Annotated in this window: 14 protein-coding genes and 2 pseudogenes; 10 read left to right on the top strand and 6 right to left on the bottom strand. The window is 62.2% G+C overall.

The annotated features are described in order from the left end of the window. Positions 1-125: 125 nt before the first annotated feature. The 3 genes and pseudogenes from AWB83_RS37180 to AWB83_RS11725 all read right to left on the bottom strand — a co-directional run. Positions 126-363, bottom strand: a pseudogene (locus AWB83_RS37180) ((2Fe-2S)-binding protein); the annotation flags it as partial. A 75-nt stretch (positions 364-438) separates the two neighbouring features. Next, positions 439-720: pseudogene (locus AWB83_RS11730) on the bottom strand (high-potential iron-sulfur protein). A 26-nt stretch (positions 721-746) separates the two neighbouring features. Next, positions 747-1,745 carry an aldo/keto reductase gene (locus AWB83_RS11725; protein ID WP_279629085.1) on the bottom strand — a complete coding sequence of 333 codons (999 nt, stop codon included), beginning with the start codon at positions 1,743-1,745 and terminating at the stop codon, positions 747-749. Positions 1,746-1,943: 198 nt separating this feature from the next. Here AWB83_RS11725 and AWB83_RS11720 point away from each other — a divergent pair, with 198 nt between their 5' ends. Beyond that, positions 1,944-3,161 carry an MFS transporter gene (locus AWB83_RS11720; protein ID WP_087045403.1) on the top strand — a complete coding sequence of 406 codons (1,218 nt, stop codon included), beginning with the start codon at positions 1,944-1,946 and terminating at the stop codon, positions 3,159-3,161. Positions 3,162-3,197: 36 nt separating this feature from the next. Here the strand turns inward: AWB83_RS11720 and AWB83_RS11715 are convergent, their stop codons facing one another. Next, positions 3,198-3,908: a TetR/AcrR family transcriptional regulator gene (locus AWB83_RS11715; protein ID WP_087045401.1), complete on the bottom strand. Its 711-nt coding sequence runs from the start codon at positions 3,906-3,908 to the stop codon at positions 3,198-3,200. A gap of 253 nt (positions 3,909-4,161) precedes the next feature. On the opposite strand from AWB83_RS11715, the gene AWB83_RS11710 reads away from it, so the two are divergent. Together AWB83_RS11710 and AWB83_RS11705 are read left to right on the top strand one after the other, a co-directional pair. Then, positions 4,162-5,496, top strand: a complete 1,335-nt coding sequence (locus AWB83_RS11710) for an MFS transporter (RefSeq protein ID WP_087045399.1) — start codon at positions 4,162-4,164, stop codon at positions 5,494-5,496. Between the two features lie 81 nt (positions 5,497-5,577). Beyond that, entirely contained in the window at positions 5,578-6,528 is a 951-nt protein-coding gene (locus AWB83_RS11705; RefSeq protein ID WP_087045397.1) for a LysR substrate-binding domain-containing protein, read from the top strand. A 26-nt stretch (positions 6,529-6,554) separates the two neighbouring features. Here AWB83_RS11705 and AWB83_RS11700 read toward each other — a convergent pair whose 3' ends face one another. Beyond that, positions 6,555-7,358 (bottom strand): class II aldolase/adducin family protein, encoded by an 804-nt coding sequence (locus AWB83_RS11700; RefSeq protein WP_087045564.1) that lies wholly within the window; start codon positions 7,356-7,358, stop codon positions 6,555-6,557. Between the two features lie 86 nt (positions 7,359-7,444). Between AWB83_RS11700 and AWB83_RS11695 the strand changes: the two genes are divergently transcribed. Both AWB83_RS11695 and AWB83_RS11690 read left to right on the top strand, forming a co-directional pair. Continuing rightward, entirely contained in the window at positions 7,445-7,999 is a 555-nt protein-coding gene (locus AWB83_RS11695; RefSeq protein ID WP_244197679.1) for a winged helix-turn-helix transcriptional regulator, read from the top strand. Positions 8,000-8,093: 94 nt separating this feature from the next. After that, positions 8,094-8,867: an MBL fold metallo-hydrolase gene (locus tag AWB83_RS11690; protein ID WP_244197678.1), complete on the top strand. Its 774-nt coding sequence runs from the start codon at positions 8,094-8,096 to the stop codon at positions 8,865-8,867. 57 nt (positions 8,868-8,924) lie between these two features. Here AWB83_RS11690 and AWB83_RS11685 read toward each other — a convergent pair whose 3' ends face one another. Beyond that, positions 8,925-9,410 carry a MarR family winged helix-turn-helix transcriptional regulator gene (locus AWB83_RS11685; RefSeq protein ID WP_087045391.1) on the bottom strand — a complete coding sequence of 162 codons (486 nt, stop codon included), beginning with the start codon at positions 9,408-9,410 and terminating at the stop codon, positions 8,925-8,927. Positions 9,411-9,815: 405 nt separating this feature from the next. On the opposite strand from AWB83_RS11685, the gene AWB83_RS11680 reads away from it, so the two are divergent. The 5 genes from AWB83_RS11680 to AWB83_RS11665 all read left to right on the top strand — a co-directional run bounded on the left by AWB83_RS11680 (position 9,816) and on the right by AWB83_RS11665 (position 14,592). Beyond that, positions 9,816-11,435: a gamma-glutamyltransferase family protein gene (locus tag AWB83_RS11680; protein ID WP_087045389.1), complete on the top strand. Its 1,620-nt coding sequence runs from the start codon at positions 9,816-9,818 to the stop codon at positions 11,433-11,435. Between the two features lie 133 nt (positions 11,436-11,568). Next, positions 11,569-12,882 (top strand): oxalate/formate MFS antiporter, encoded by a 1,314-nt coding sequence (oxlT, locus tag AWB83_RS11675; protein ID WP_244197677.1) that lies wholly within the window; start codon positions 11,569-11,571, stop codon positions 12,880-12,882. Beyond that, positions 12,879-13,073, top strand: coding sequence for a hypothetical protein (locus AWB83_RS36060; RefSeq protein ID WP_143750039.1), 195 nt, complete (start codon positions 12,879-12,881; stop codon positions 13,071-13,073). Before oxlT ends, AWB83_RS36060 begins: the two co-directional genes overlap by 4 nt. Then, positions 13,070-13,753: an MFS transporter gene (locus tag AWB83_RS11670; protein ID WP_087045385.1), complete on the top strand. Its 684-nt coding sequence runs from the start codon at positions 13,070-13,072 to the stop codon at positions 13,751-13,753. The genes AWB83_RS36060 and AWB83_RS11670 overlap by 4 nt, the downstream gene beginning before the upstream one ends. Further along, positions 13,741-14,592 (top strand): SDR family NAD(P)-dependent oxidoreductase, encoded by an 852-nt coding sequence (locus tag AWB83_RS11665; protein WP_244197676.1) that lies wholly within the window; start codon positions 13,741-13,743, stop codon positions 14,590-14,592. The genes AWB83_RS11670 and AWB83_RS11665 overlap by 13 nt, the downstream gene beginning before the upstream one ends. The last annotated feature ends 162 nt before the right edge of the window (positions 14,593-14,754 follow it).

Raw genomic sequence — 14,754 nt, 5'->3', positions numbered from 1 at the left:
CCACTGCCAGACTTTCGCTCGCCTATCGGTAACAAGTCCGAGTGGCGTCAGCCAGGCAGTTCTGATACGCCTCCTGGCAGTCCTGCGCGCATCTCCTCTGTCGGTCCGCCACGTTATCAGGTTCGCCGCCTTCCCAGGCCTTCGATCGTCGTCACGGACTTGCCCTGCGCATCCGCCAGCGACGTGACGCACGAGCGCGCCGCCGCGCCCTCCAGATGGACGGTGCAAGCGCCACATGCGCCCACGCCGCACCCGAACCTGGTGCCGTGCAGTCCCAACAGATCCCGCGGCCCAGAGCAGCGGCATGTTCGCGTCGGCGTCGGCGTCGACGTTGTGATGCGCGCCATTCACAATCAGTTCCATCCGTTCACTCCTTGTTGTCGACGCACGCCACGGCTGCCTGCGCTAGCTGATCATCGGCTCAGCTGCATCCGCCGCTCATGCTCTTGCCTGATAGGCCTTGCACCATCCGGCACCGCTCACCTGCCTGGCGCCGAACAGCGCACAGAGCGCACTGGCGTCGGCTGGCTTACCCTGCTAGAACTGGCAGTTCGAGCAGCGCTGGTTGTGGCTGAAATGCGGGTACTTCGACGGATCGACGCGGCTTGCATCGGCCGTATACCCGAGCGCCTGTGCAGCGGGATCGCTCTCCTGAAGCGACGCGGCCCACACGGGGCGCCCCGCGAGCGCCAGCGCTGCCGCGCCGATCGACTGGATCATGAAGGTGCGTCGAAGGTTTGTCATGTTCACGGTCTCCTGTTACGCCACGAGCACGCGTTGCGGCGGCGCCATGAACTCCGGCCCCACAGGGTCTTTGACGAAGCTCGCGACAATCGCGTCGATCTGCCTGAATGCCTTCTCGTCGAGGCGCCAGCCGAACACGTCGTCGATGCCGTCCAGCTGCGCGGGACGACGCGCGCCCCATAGCGCGATCGTCGGGCCGCGACATATTGCTCGCGACGCGGCTCGCGAAACTTCGGATCGCGCTGGCGCAGATCGTCACCCTCGAAGCGCGTCTCGACGCCGATGCGCCCCGCCAGCAATCCGCGGCATAGCGCTCCATAGGCAAGCGCGACCAGCCCATGCCGTTGCGCGTACGGCAGCACGTCACGGTCGATATCGCGCTCGAACAGGTTGTACGGTGGCTGCGTGGTCGACAGCGGCGCCACGCGCCGGAAGGCATCCATTTGCGTGGGCGAGAAATTGCTGACGCCCAGCGCCCGCACCTTGCCTTCCTTGCGCAGATCGTCGAGCACCCTTGCGGTCTCTTCGATCGGCACGAGCGGGTCGGGCCAGTGGACCTGATACAGATCGATGTAGTCCGTGCGCAAGCGCCTCAGCGTGTCCTCTACTTCCTGGCGGATGCGCGCCGCTGACGAATTGCGAAACACCGCGCCGTCGTGCCATTCCAGCGCTACCTTGGTGGCGATAACGGCCTTGTGCCGATAGCCGTCAGCCAGGGCCTTGCCGACGATCTCCTCCGAGGCGCCAAAGCCGTACACGGGCGCTGTATCGATCAGATTGACCCCGCTGTCGAGCGCGCGGCGGATCACCGCGATCGAGTCCTTCTCGTCGGTGCCACCCCACATCGATCCGCCAATGGCCCACGTGCCAAGGCCGATACGCGAGACAGGGGTCGTTAAACCTGCAATTGCGACTGTTTCAATAGTCATCTGAAGTTCAAAATCAAAAGCGCTATGTCGAGCACCGCATCCGGGTTGAAACGATCCGAGAAATGGCGACATGCCCATCGGACGGGCAGGCGTGCCGATTATTTCAGCGGCATCCGGCGATCACAAGAAGGCACCTGAAGGTTTCATACTTTCCCGGCGGAAACTAATTGCTGCGACGGGGCGTAGCCGGCACTACGACCTGCATTCAGCAGAGCCGCGAAAAATTGCCCATAATTGCGCGCAGTCGTTGAGCAACCGTTGGGACATCTGATGAAAGCAGTTTCCGCTGCACCGCAATCCCCGCTCGCATTTCTGGCTGTAGCGTTGGCCTTCGCAATCAATATGATGGGTACGACGCTGCCGACGGCCATCTATCGGTATTACCAACAGCAGTATGGTTTTACACCGACCGTCATCACCGTGATCTACGCGTCATATGCAATCGGGGTGCTCGGTGCGTTGCTCCTGATCGGCAACTGGTCCGATCAGTTAGGCCGTCGTCGTATGCTGCTCGCGGGCTTGTGTGTCTCGGCGGCGTCGGCGCTCACGTTCGTGTTCAGCGACGGGTTGGCGCTTCTGATGCTAGGCCGCCTGCTGTCGGGGATTTCCGCCGGCATCTTTACGGGAACCGCCACCGTCGCGGTGATCGAACTCGCGCCGCCTGCATGGCGCGGCAAAGCCACGTTCGCGGCTACCGCCTCCAACATGCTGGGGCTGGGTTTCGGTCCTTTGCTGAGCGGGATACTGGTCGAACTGTTTCCCCGGCCGATGCAGTTTCCCTATATGGTCCATTTGGCGCTGATCGTCATCGCCGCGATCGCCGTCTTCCGGGTGCCGGAAACCGCTGCGATTCCCGCGCGGGTCAAACTCGGTGTCCAGAAACTTTCGCTTCCCGCCGAGGTCCGCGCGGCGTTCATCCTTGCCGCGCTGGCGGGGTTTGCCGGTTTCGTCGTGGTGGGCTTCTTTGCGGCGGTCGCGCCTCAACTGATGCGGGTCGTTCTCGGCCTTCACAGCGGCATCGTCATCGGCTCGATCGTGTTCCTGCTGTTCGCGTGCTCCGCGCTCGGGCAGATCGTGCAGACGCTCATTGCTGCGCGATGGCGACAAGCGACAGGCTGCATCGGACTCGTGTTGGGACTGGTCTGGGTCGGCCTGTGCGTGCCCGAACGCTCACTCGGCGCGCTTTTGCTCGGCACCGTCGTGGCAGGAATCGGGCAAGGCATCAGCTTCCGCGCCGGGTTGGGCGAGATCGCGTCGGCAGCGCCGGCGCACCGGCGAGCGGAAGTCACGTCGAGCTTCTTCGTCGTGCTGTATGTGGCGATCTCCCTACCCGTGATCGGACTGGGCATCGCCGTGCAGTTCGCCGGCATCGAGCGCGCGACGCTGCTCTTCGCCGGCTTGACAATAGCCCTGGTGCTGATCGCGCTGCTTTTGCTGATGCTCGGGCAAATGAACCGGAAGCCTGGCGCCGCGCCGATCGGTGACTGAGAACACCGAGCCCCGCTCGACCAGGCCTTCAGCGCGTCACGCCCGGGAGCCTCCCAGCGCGGGAAGCAGCGCCGGCGCGCTCGTGAGGAAGGCGCGCACCTGCATCGCGATGACCGCGTCGGCCGGAGTGGTGTTGTCGTTCGAATAGATACGGCGTCGAATTGCCAGGTGAGAAACCGCTCCATGCAGCAGCCAGCCGACCTCGGTCAGATGCGCCGGATCGGCGGGTACGCCGCATCCCAGTTCGTGCGCCGTCTCGGTGACGATGATTTCGAGCGCATGCGTCACGACCGCATTCGTGTACGCCGGCGCCAGTCGCAGATCTTCAAGCGACGAATAGAGAAACAGACGCAGCCACTGCCGAGTCAGCAGGGTCTCATAGTACTCGCGGTAAAAAGTATTGAGCCTGCTTTCAAGAGGCACACTGCGATCTTTCAATTGAACAAACCAGATCGCCTTGAAGGTCCCCACGATTTCGCGCTTGTAAACCTCGTCGATCAGCGCGGCCTTGCTGGGAAACAGGCTATACAGCAAACGTTGCGACACTCCGCAGGCTTCAGCGATCGCACGAGTCTGCGCGTTCAACCCGTGTTCGGCGAAATATTCGGCGGCCTTCTCCAGCACGCGTGCCTGCCGCTCGGCGCGTGGCAGACGCTGCGGTGCTTTTTTCATCGGCCGCTTGATCGGTGCGCGACCCTTCGTGGTCTTGCTTCCGGGCTCCGCGTGATCTTTGGGTTTGGCCTTCATGACGCTCCTGTGTCCATCGCTTCCTTAAAATAAGTCTTCACATGACGACTTATGCTTTGATAGAGTATATCGTCAGGGTACGCGAAAGAATTTCTCCGTCCCCCGGGCACAGCGCCGCATTATCTCAGGCGGCCGTCCCCACCTGTGACGTTTGCTCACAAAGTCAATATTTTTCGTGCATTGTCGTACCCTCGGCCTTGGCGCCTAATCATTCTCGAGAGGATTCCGCAACGCGTAAATCTGGAGGGAAGCCATGGATTTCAGGCCGCGCAAACCCGCGATTTCCGATCGGTTGATGAAACGGATCGCCTGGCGGCTCGCGCCGCTGATGATCGTGATGTACATCGCGAACCAGCTCGATCGCGCGAACATCGGCTATGCGGCGCTGACCATGAACGCCGAACTCCACATGACCACGGCGCAATACGGCTTCGCGGCAAGTCTGTTTTTTCTCGGTTACATCCTGTTCGAAGTACCGAGCAATCTGTGCATGCATCGGTTTGGGGCGCGGCTATGGATGACACGCATTCTGCTGAGCTGGGGCCTGCTCTCCTCGCTCACGGGCTTCGTGCCCGACTCGCGCTGGCTTTATGTCGCCCGCTTCTTTCTCGGTGCGTTCGAAGCCGGCCTGTTTCCGGGCATGGTGTATTACCTCACGCTGTGGATGCCCGCGCGCAATCGCGTATGGGTGATGTCCCTGTTCGTGACGGCGATCCCGCTGACCGGCATGCTCGGGGCACCGGTATCCACCTGGCTGATGGCACACGCGAACGTGTTCGGCGTCACCGGCTGGCGCGCCATGATTCTGCTGGAGGGAATCCCCGCGATCATCCTGGCGGGCATCGTCTACTTCCGGCTGGCGGACGATCCATCCCGCTCCCCCTGGCTCTCCAACGAGGAAAAGAGTGAAATCGCCGCGGCGCTGGCGGCCGAACGGGCCGAGGCGGCGGCCGCCACCACGCCGTCGAGCGCCGTGCGAGCGCTCACCAATCCGAAAGTCTGGGCGCTCGGTCTCGTCTACTTCGGTACCAACGCCGGCATCATCGGCCTGCTCTACTTCCTGCCGCAGGTCGTCAAAACGTTCGAACGCACTTTTGGTGTGAACTACAGCCTCGTGGACATCGGGCTGATCACGGCGATTCCGTTCGGCGTCGCGCTGGTTGCGACGCTGATCTGGGGCCGTGTGGTCAGCCGCCACCAGGTCAGCGCCTGGCATGTGGCAGGACCCCAGCTGGTTTGCGCTGCCGCGCTCTCGGTGGCCCTCCTGCTGAAATCTCCGTACCAGTCGATCATCGCCCTCTCGATCGGCTCCGCGGCCTGCTTCTGCAGCATCACGACCTTCTGGCAGTTGCCTAGCCGCATCCTCACCGATCGCGCCGCGGCGGCCGGCATCGCGCTGATCACGAGCATAGGCGTGTCGTCGGGATTTTTGTTGCCGTACTTTATCGGTTGGATAAAGGATGCGACCGGCACATTTGTTCTCGCCTTCGTCGGCATTGCCGTGGCGCTGGTGCTCGCTTCGATCACGGTCATGTTGCTCGAGGCCCGTTGGCGCGACGTCGGCCAGCCACAGCTGGCCAGCGAGTAAGCGTGGCGAGCGCGTCGCCGTTCCTTGGGACTATCATCGAATAACCCATTGCCCAGTTCTTTTCGCCAGCAAGGATTCTCGATGCGTCGCGGTGTCCCCAGTCTCAGTGCGCTGCAAGCTTTTGAAGCGGCGGCGCGCCATGAAAGTTTTTCGAAGGCTGCCGTCGAGCTGTCGCAAACGCACGGCGCCGTCTGCAAGAAGGTCAACGAGCTCGAAGCGCATCTGGGCATCGCGCTGTTCGAGCGGGTGCGTCAGCGTCTGGTGCTGTCGGCGGCGGGCGCCGAGTACGCGCGGCGAATTCGCGTCCATCTCGACCAGATTCGGCGCGATACGCTCGAATTGATTCGCCAGCAAGGTGAAGTCAAGATTCAGTTGGCGGTCGGTGTCACGTTTGCGTCTCAATGGCTGATTCCGCGTCTCAACGACTTCTACGAGCAGAACCCGGACCTGCGGCTTCATATCATGGGGCGCGACCAGCCGACCTTCTTCGAGAATTCAAGCTTCGACGCCGCAATTTATTTCTCTCAGAGCTTGTGGCCCGCCATGCCAGGCCAACCGCTCGTGAGCGACGACAGGATTCTGGCCGTCTGCGCGCCCACGCTGATCGGCAAACGCGATGGCTTGAGCAGCGAACACATCGGCGCGCTGCCCTGGATTCACACCCGCGATCTTCCGCGCGCGTGGCTTGCATGGTCCGAAAGCGCGTCCACGCAGATCACCGAACATAGCGCGGCGAACCAGCACTACGACATGTTCATCATGGCGATCAACGCCGCGATTTCAGGGCTCGGTGTGGCCTTGCTTCCGCAGATCCTGATTGAACGTGAGTTGCGCGGCGGCGCACTGATCCAGGTACATCCTCATTCGATCGCGAATCCGGAAACCATCTACTATTCGTTTCCCGAACAGAAGCGTGACTGGGAACCGCTCAAGCGCTTCGATCAATGGCTCAAAGCGGCGGTGCGCGATTATCGCGAAGGCTGCCAGCGCGATCGCACGGCAGCCTTCGAAACGACGCTTGCGCCCAACTGAGGACGGCCGCGTGGGGACGTCCGAATTCAGGTGAGTTCGCGCAAGTCGGGACTGTCGCGCAGGAGTTGCTGATAAAGTCCCTGAAAGTTGAGCCACGCTACATAGTCGGACCCCAGTTGCGCGCGTGTTGCCCGCGCGTCCTCGTCCGACAGCGGTTCGATGGGACCCGCCGCCTCGGCCAGCAACTGCACCTGGCAACAACGCTCCATTGCAATGAAGCGGTACGCCGCGGCGTCGACCGACGACCCGACAGTCAGCAGGCCATGATTGAGCAGAACGGCCGCACGCCTGGTGCCCATCGCCCGCGCGATCCGCCGACCTTCTTCGGTGGCGAGCACGACTACGTCACCGCGAAAGAGCACGTGGTCCTCATAGAACAGACAGGCTTCCTGATTGAGCGGCGCAAGAAGCCGGGCCCGCGCTGAAAATGCGCGGCCGGCCGTCGTATGGGTATGGGCCGCCGCAACGACATCGGGATTCGCGCCATGGATGCCACAGTGAATCGCCGCCGCAGCGGCGTTGACGGGTCCGGTGCCATGATAGACATTGGCCTCCTCGTCGATGCAAACGAGGTCGTCCGGATGGATTGACGAAAAATGCTGCGCATACGGATTGACCCAGAAACGGTCGTGAAACTCCGGATCGCGGACCGTGATATGCCCGGCGATGCCTTCGGCCAGCCCGAATCGCGCGAAGATGCGAAACGCCGCGGCGAGTTTGAGCTTGTGATGTTGGCGCTCATCGTCGAGGCTGGCGAATACGGGCGGCTGCGGCAAACGGCCGCCAATCGGTTGGGGAATCTGCAACTCGCGGACTTCCGCGTGGCCCATGACATGCTCCTTCATGCTGGTCGGAATGCTGATTTTCGTCCGCGCAGAACACGCAGTCCATCGACGATTTGTCACAAGATCGCTTCTTGCGCTCACAACGCGGGGCAGACGTCCTTCAATCGCAGCGTTTCGAGAGTCATGCGATACTCGCTGTTCGACAAACGCCACTGGTGTCGTGCTCCACACTTTCTGCCATGGAAACTATTTACGACGATGCGCTTTGCGCCGACGACAATGCGCAAAAGAAGACCGATGATCTTGCACGCGACATCATCGAGCAGATCGCCGACAGATGGAGCATCCTCGTGATCGATGCGCTTGGGACGCGTGGCGAGATGCGTTTTTCGCGCCTGCGCGAACAGATCGGCGGTGTCAGTCAGAAGATGCTCACGAAGACGTTGCGTCAACTCGAGCGCGACGGCCTGGTGTCGCGGCACGTGCATCCTGTCATCCCACCGCGGGTCGACTATCGGCTGACGCCGCTCGGCAAGAGCCTTCTGGAAAAAATCTGCGGGATCTGGGAGTGGGCCGAAACTCACATGACCGAAATGGAAGCGGCGCGCCTGCAATTCGATCGAAAGGAGAGCGGGCCGATACAGCAAGGTCACGCGATGAGGCAACCCGTTGGACGATTCGGTTAAAGCTTCGCGGCACGAACAGCGATCCCTCACAGTCCGCTCTGGATCGGCGCAGCAGACTGTGTCAGAGTAGCATCTCGATTGCTACCGAAGTCCAATGACTATGCTGCCGATTGCCGACCGATGGTTCGAGTTGAAACGTATCAGTGACGACATTACCCTGCTGTGGGAGCCGCATGTCGTGCCGCTGATGCGCTGCAATATCTGGCACGTGCGCGGTCGCGACCGCGACCTGGTGATAGATACCGGAATGGGCATCGCCAGTTTGCGCAATGCAGCCCAGCATCTTTTGCAAAACAACGTGACAGCCGTGGCGACGCATACCCATTCGGATCATATCGGCGGGCATCATGAGTTCGCCCACACGCTGGTCCACGAACTGGAGGCCGATAATCTGCGTTCGCCGCGCGAGCGCGGCACGCTGCTGGCATCGGTACTAGGCGAGAAGGCCATACGCCGCTACCGCGAGGCGGGCTATCCGTTCGACGGCGATCTGATCACGGCCCTGCCCAGCGCGGAATACGTGATGTCCGACTATGCGATACGCGCGGCAACAGTCAGTGAGATCGTCAAGGAAGGGAATATCGTCGACCTTGGCGACCGGCATTTCGAGGTACTGCATCTACCTGGCCACTCACCGGGCAGTATCGGTCTATGGGAGGCTGCAACCGGCACGCTGTTTTCCGGCGATGCCATCTACGACGGCCCGCTTCTGGATGAGATCGGTGGCGCCGACATCCCAACCTATGTGCGCACGATGAAGCGCTTGCGCGAATTGCCCGTGCAGGTTGTGCACGCGGGACACGATGCCAGCTTCGGGCGAGAACGGCTCGTCGAATTGGTGGATGCCTATCTGGCGAGGCGCGCCTGAGCCTGGTTGGCAACATGCACGACTGCGGAGTCGCGCGCAACTGGCAATAAAAACGGATCAGGCCGTGCGCTTGCGTCGGGTCGGCGGGAGCGTCCATTCCCCGCCCTCCTCGACGTGCTCCGTCAACTTCTCCACGCAATGAAAAAGCACCCGCTTTTCCTCCGCGGACAGAACGGACATCAGTTGCTCGTCGAACATCTTGCCGATCCGCTCGCACTTGCGAACAATTGCCTCGCCTTTCCTCGTCAGATGCAGGTGGATGACACGTGCGTCGGTCGAGCCGGTGGAGCGCGTCAGCAAGCCGCGATTAGCTAGCGCGGTGACGAGCTTGGAAACCAGTGTCCTTTCAAGATACGTCAGCTCGATCAGCGGACCGAGGGAGATACCCGGCTGCATACCGACGAAACGCAGCACGCGCAGGTCGCGCAGAGTGACATCGCATTCGGCTTCGTAGAGACCAGACGCCACGCCCTTGGCCAGTTCGCTCAATACGTCGAGGCGAAAGTTCAAATGCTCCAGTCTTGGATACGGCGCCTTCGCCATCCTGTTCTCCCATTCAGCGGCTCTTATTTATTTGCACGCGACAACATCTGGATTTTAAGGTTTCGTGCACAAAACATACCATCCGCCCGTAACTCTCCCACCGAATCCCTCATCGTGAATGTCTTGCGTTGGCTCTTCGCTGGCCAACCTCAGCGCTTCGCGCAGGGGCAGCGCGCGCTCCATTCAGTGTGCCCGTTGCACCTTCCTTGCGCGAGTCTGCACACTTTCAGGACATGGCAGTGCGCACACTGCCCGCGGGAATCACTCGATTCGCCCACGTATAGAGGGTGTTCACGCGATGGCACATTTCGTGCACAGCCGATAACGTGCAAATTGCACATATTTCTGTTTGCACGCAAAAGCGGCCCAGCGCGAAACGATGGTCGATTTGATTTTCGAGGAAACATGTCAGCACAAACCTTAAATCCCGTGCGGGGCACCCGCGGGATGGCAGTCACACCTCACGCGCTGGCGTCGCAAAGCGCACTCGCGATCCTGCGCGAAGGCGGCAACGCCGTCGAGGCGATGATCGCCGCCGCGGCCACCATCGCAGTGGTGTATCCCCATATGAACAGCATCGGTGGCGACGGCTTCTGGTTGATTTCGCGGCCGGGCGAAGAACCTGTCGGCATCGAGGCGTGCGGAGCCGCGGCAGCGACGGCGACGATCGACGCCTACCGCGCCCGCGAACTGCAGTCCATCCCGTTTCGCGGCCCGTTGGCGGCGAATACGGTGGCCGGAACAGTGTCGGGCTGGTCGCTCGCGCATCGCTGGTCGATTGACGCGCTCGGCGGCAAGCTGCCGGTCGCGCGCCTGCTCGAGGACGCAATCGCCTACGCGCGAGACGGTATCCCGGTCACGCGAAGCCAGTCCGAATGCATCGCGCTCAAGCGGCAGGAACTCGAATCGGTCGCCGGGTTCGCCGAGACGTTTCTGACGAGCGACAACCCCACTGGTGTGCCGGACATCGGCGAGCGCTTCATGCAGCCACGCCTCGCCGCGACGCTCGAACATCTCGCCCACGCCGGTCTCGACGACTTTTACCGGGGCGACCTCGCACGCGCCATCGCAGCGGATCTGCATACTCTAGAAAGTCCACTGTCGCTCGCGGACCTTGAACAGCATCGCGCACGCCTTTGCAAGCCGCTCGCACTCGTGCACTCGCTCGGCACCGTCTACAACATGCCGCCGCCCACGCAAGGGCTCGTATCGCTGCAGATTCTCGGCGTGCTCGACCGTGTCTTGCGCGACGACATGGACCCGCTCGGGCCCGAGTTCGTCCACGCGTGCGTGGAGGCGACCAAAGTGGCGTTCCGCATCCGCGACAAGCACATCACCGATCCGGACTACATGGAGATCGATCCACAGGCGCTGCTTGCGCCCGGCGTGCTCGACTCGATGGCCGAGCGCATCTCGATGTCCGCGGCCGCGCCGTGGGGTCCTGGTCTCGGTCCGGCCGACACCGTATGGCTCGGCGCGATCGACGCCGATGGCGTGGCCGTCAGCTTCATTCAGAGCATCTATCACGAGTTCGGCAGCGGCCTCGTACTACCCGGTTCGGGCATCAACTGGCAAAACCGCGGCTGTAGCTTTTCGCTCCACCCCGCCGCGCGCAATCCGCTTACGCCGGGGCGAAAGCCGTTTCACACGCTCAATCCCGCACTCGCCCGCTTTGCCGACGGACGCACCATGGTGTACGGAAACATGGGCGGCGACGGTCAGCCGCAATCGCAAAGCGCCGTGTTTTCGCGCATCGCGCACTTCAGTTGGAATCCGCAAGCCGCGATCGACGCACCTCGCTGGCTGCTCGGCAGGACCTGGGGGCAGTCCAACGAATCACTGAAGCTCGAGGCGCGGTTTCCCGTCGACACATTCAATGTACTGCGTCGTCTCGGCCATGACGTCGAGCAGATGCGGCCGTACGACGAGGCGATGGGACACGCCGGGGCGATCGTCCGGCACGGCAACGGATGCCTGGAAGCAGGCTACGACCCGCGCAGCGACGGGGCCGCGGCGGGCTGGTAGACAGGCCTGCCAGACGGCCGGCGGCCGCTCCCGCCGCTCCTTATCAAATGACCAGCCGCGAGCATTCATGTCGACGGGAAGGTCGACGCGGCCGCGCATCTGCCGATACTTCAATCCGCAATGGAGAAACACGTTGAATATCCCCACGCAATCACTGAACGCCGCCACCGCGGCCGGCGCGCACACAGCCGCGCATACCCGCTGGGTGCAGCTCGGCCTGGCTCTCGTTTGCATGATGACGATTTCGAGCCCGCAATACGTGTGGACTCTGCTGACGAAGCCGCTGATGGCCACGCTCGGCATCTCACTGCCCGAACTGCAAGTGACATTCTCCCTGCTGGTGCTGCTGCAGGCATTCTTTTCACCTTTCCAGGGCGCACTGATTGATCGGTTCGGACCGCGCACGCTGATCTCGATCGGTACGTTGTTGGCAGGTGCAAGCTGGGTGCTGGCTTCGTACGCGAGCACGCCATCGATGCTGTACCTGACGTATGGCGTCATCGGAGGACTCGGCACCGGCATCGTCTACGTCGGTGTAGTCGGGTTCGTGGTTCGCTGGTTTCCCGATCGCCGCGGCTTCGCCGCAGGTGTAGCAGCCGCGGGCTACGGCATGGGCGCGATAGTTACGACCTTTCCGATCTCCGCATCGCTGGCGACACGCGGCGTCGAATCCACGCTGTGGCTGTTTGGCCTTGTCTTCGCGGTGATCGGCTTCATCGCCTCGCAAGGACTGAAAAAACCGCCCGCGGTGGACAGTATCGGCTCGGCGGCGTCCCCCACAGCGGTGGCGACGCGCGACTCCCGCCCGTTCGAGATGATGAAAACACCGCTGTTCTGGCTCATGTTCGCGATGATGACGATGATGTCGACCTCAGGCCTCATGGTCACGTCGCAGATGGCGAGCTTCGCCGCCGACTTCGGCGTCGGCAAGGTACTGGTCTTCGGCCTTGCCGCCTTGCCGCTCGCCCTGACGATCGACCGCTTCACGAACGGCCTGACCCGTCCGCTGTTCGGCTGGGTATCGGACCATCTGGGGCGCGAAAACACCATGTGTTTCGCGTTCGCGCTGGAGGGTGTGGCGATGGCGCTCTGGCTGATGACACGCGACAACGCGGTGCTGTTCGTACTGCTGTCCGGCGTGGTGTTCTTCGGTTGGGGTGAAATCTTTTCGCTGTTCCCTTCGACCCTGACCGACACGTTCGGCACCGGTCATGCCACTGCGAACTATGGCTGGCTTTACATCTCGTTCGGGATCGGCTCGATCTTCGGCGGCCCGCTGGCCGCGCTGCTGCATCAGCGCACCGGCAGCTGGGTGCCGGTGTTCGGATGCGCGATCGTGCTCGATCTCAGCACTGCGGTACTTGCGATGTTCGTATTGAAGCCGTTGCGCGCGCGCTTTTGCGCAGCGGAGGCGCGTACAGAACCTGCACGACGGCAGCATCCGTGATCAACGATTTCTATCGGCTGCGCGGGCCACTTCCTGTTATCTCCAATCAAATCCGCGCTTTTATACTTGCCTTCAACCAGCATGAAACGGGCGCCTGCGCCGTGGCCGACGACCCGTTCATCCATCGGCCGATGCGCAACGCGCGAGGCGTGTACCAACATCCGAATCGCGAATCAGGAGAGCAGGCATGAGCAGAGCACCAGCAGCGGTCGTGGCGTACGCCCAGCCGAAGACATCGGTCCGCTGGAAGATTTTTCTCATCATGTTGCTGCTGGTGACGGTCAACTATATCGATCGCACCTCGCTGTCCGTCGCGATGCCGATGATCGCGGGCGAGTTCACGCTTACGCCGGTCATGCAGGGCCTCATCATGAGTTCCTTCTTCTGGTCATACACGCTGATGCAGATTCCAGGCGGCATGGCCGTCGACCGCTACAAGCCGCGCCTCGTCCTCGCGCTGTGCACTTTGCTGTGGGCGGCATTCCAGGGTCTTGGCGCCCTGACCACCAACGCGATGTCCCTGCTCGCGACGAGGCTCGGGCTCGGCGTGGTGGAAGCGCCCGTGGCCTCGGCGGGAGGCACGCTCAATGCGATATGGCTCACGCAGCATGAGCGGGTCGGCGGCGCATCTCTGATGGACGGTGGCTCGCCGCTCGGCGCGGCGCTTGGATCGATACTGATCACCTGGCTCATCACGGTCGCCCATTCGTGGCGCGCAGCCTTCGCGATCGCCGGGGTCGGCACGGTCCTGTGCCGCATAGGCGCGTGGCACTACGTGAAGAATCAACCGCGTGATCATGCCGGCGTCACCGTGCGGTGTGTAGCCAAGTTCCCGCGCGATGTCGCGCACACGGCTCTGTGTGGACCATAAACGATATTCCGTCGCAGATCGGCGAACGAGTTCTCGTCACTGGCGCGAACAGCGGCATTGGCTATCACGCCGCATTGACCCTCGCATGCAAAGGCGCACAAGTCATGTTCGCTTGCCGCGACAGGCAACGCGGAGAAGCGACCTTACCCCGTCTGCACGCCGCCGCGCCCGATGCTCGTGCCGAGCTGGCGATTCTCGATCTCGCCTCCCTCGCGGCCGTACGCGAGTTCGCACAGAGCGAGCTCGCCGCGCAACGCCCCATTCACATTCTGATCAACAACGCGGGCATCATGGCGCCACCAAAACGGCTCGAGACTGCCGACGGCTTCGAGCTGCAATTTGGCACCAACGTGCTCGGCCATTTCGCACCGACTGCGCTGCTGATGCCCGCGCTCGAACGAGCCGCGGCCGAATCGCCTGACCGGCCGCGCATCGTCACGATCGCCTCCATCGCGCACAAGAAAGGTCAGATCGATTTCAACGACCTCCAATCGAGCAAGGCGTATGCGCCGATGCGGGCCTACCGGCAGTCGAAGCTCGCCGATCTGTTTCGAACCGCAGATCACTCCGCATTTTCCGGAGCGGTCCGCGCACTCCTTGGCCATATCATCGGCGCTGTGCTGAACACCGATGGCGCAGGCGCGCTACCGACTCTCTACGCTGCTACTTCGCCCAACGTTGTTGATGCAGGCTACTACGGTCCACAGGGTCTTCTGGAGACACGCGGCAGCACGATCGGCGAGGCGTGCATCGCGACTCAGGCAAAAGACGCTGCAACTGCCGCACGATTGTGGCAGGTGTGCGAAGAGCTTACGCAGATACGCTTTCGACCGTCGTGATTGGCGTCACTCCGAACGCGGAAATACGCACAGAGGCGATTTGCCATGCAGGTATTGATTCGCGCAAAGATGACCGGTGTAATCGACCTCGTCATTCGAAGCAAGTGACGAGTTGGCGGCTACCGACGGTATGCGGCCCTGATCCGCGCAACCAGCAAGAGA

Source organism: Caballeronia ptereochthonis, from assembly GCF_001545075.1.
In the GTDB taxonomy this organism is placed as follows: Bacteria; Pseudomonadota; Gammaproteobacteria; order Burkholderiales; family Burkholderiaceae; genus Caballeronia; species Caballeronia ptereochthonis.
This window is presented reverse-complemented; position numbering and strand designations above follow the sequence as displayed.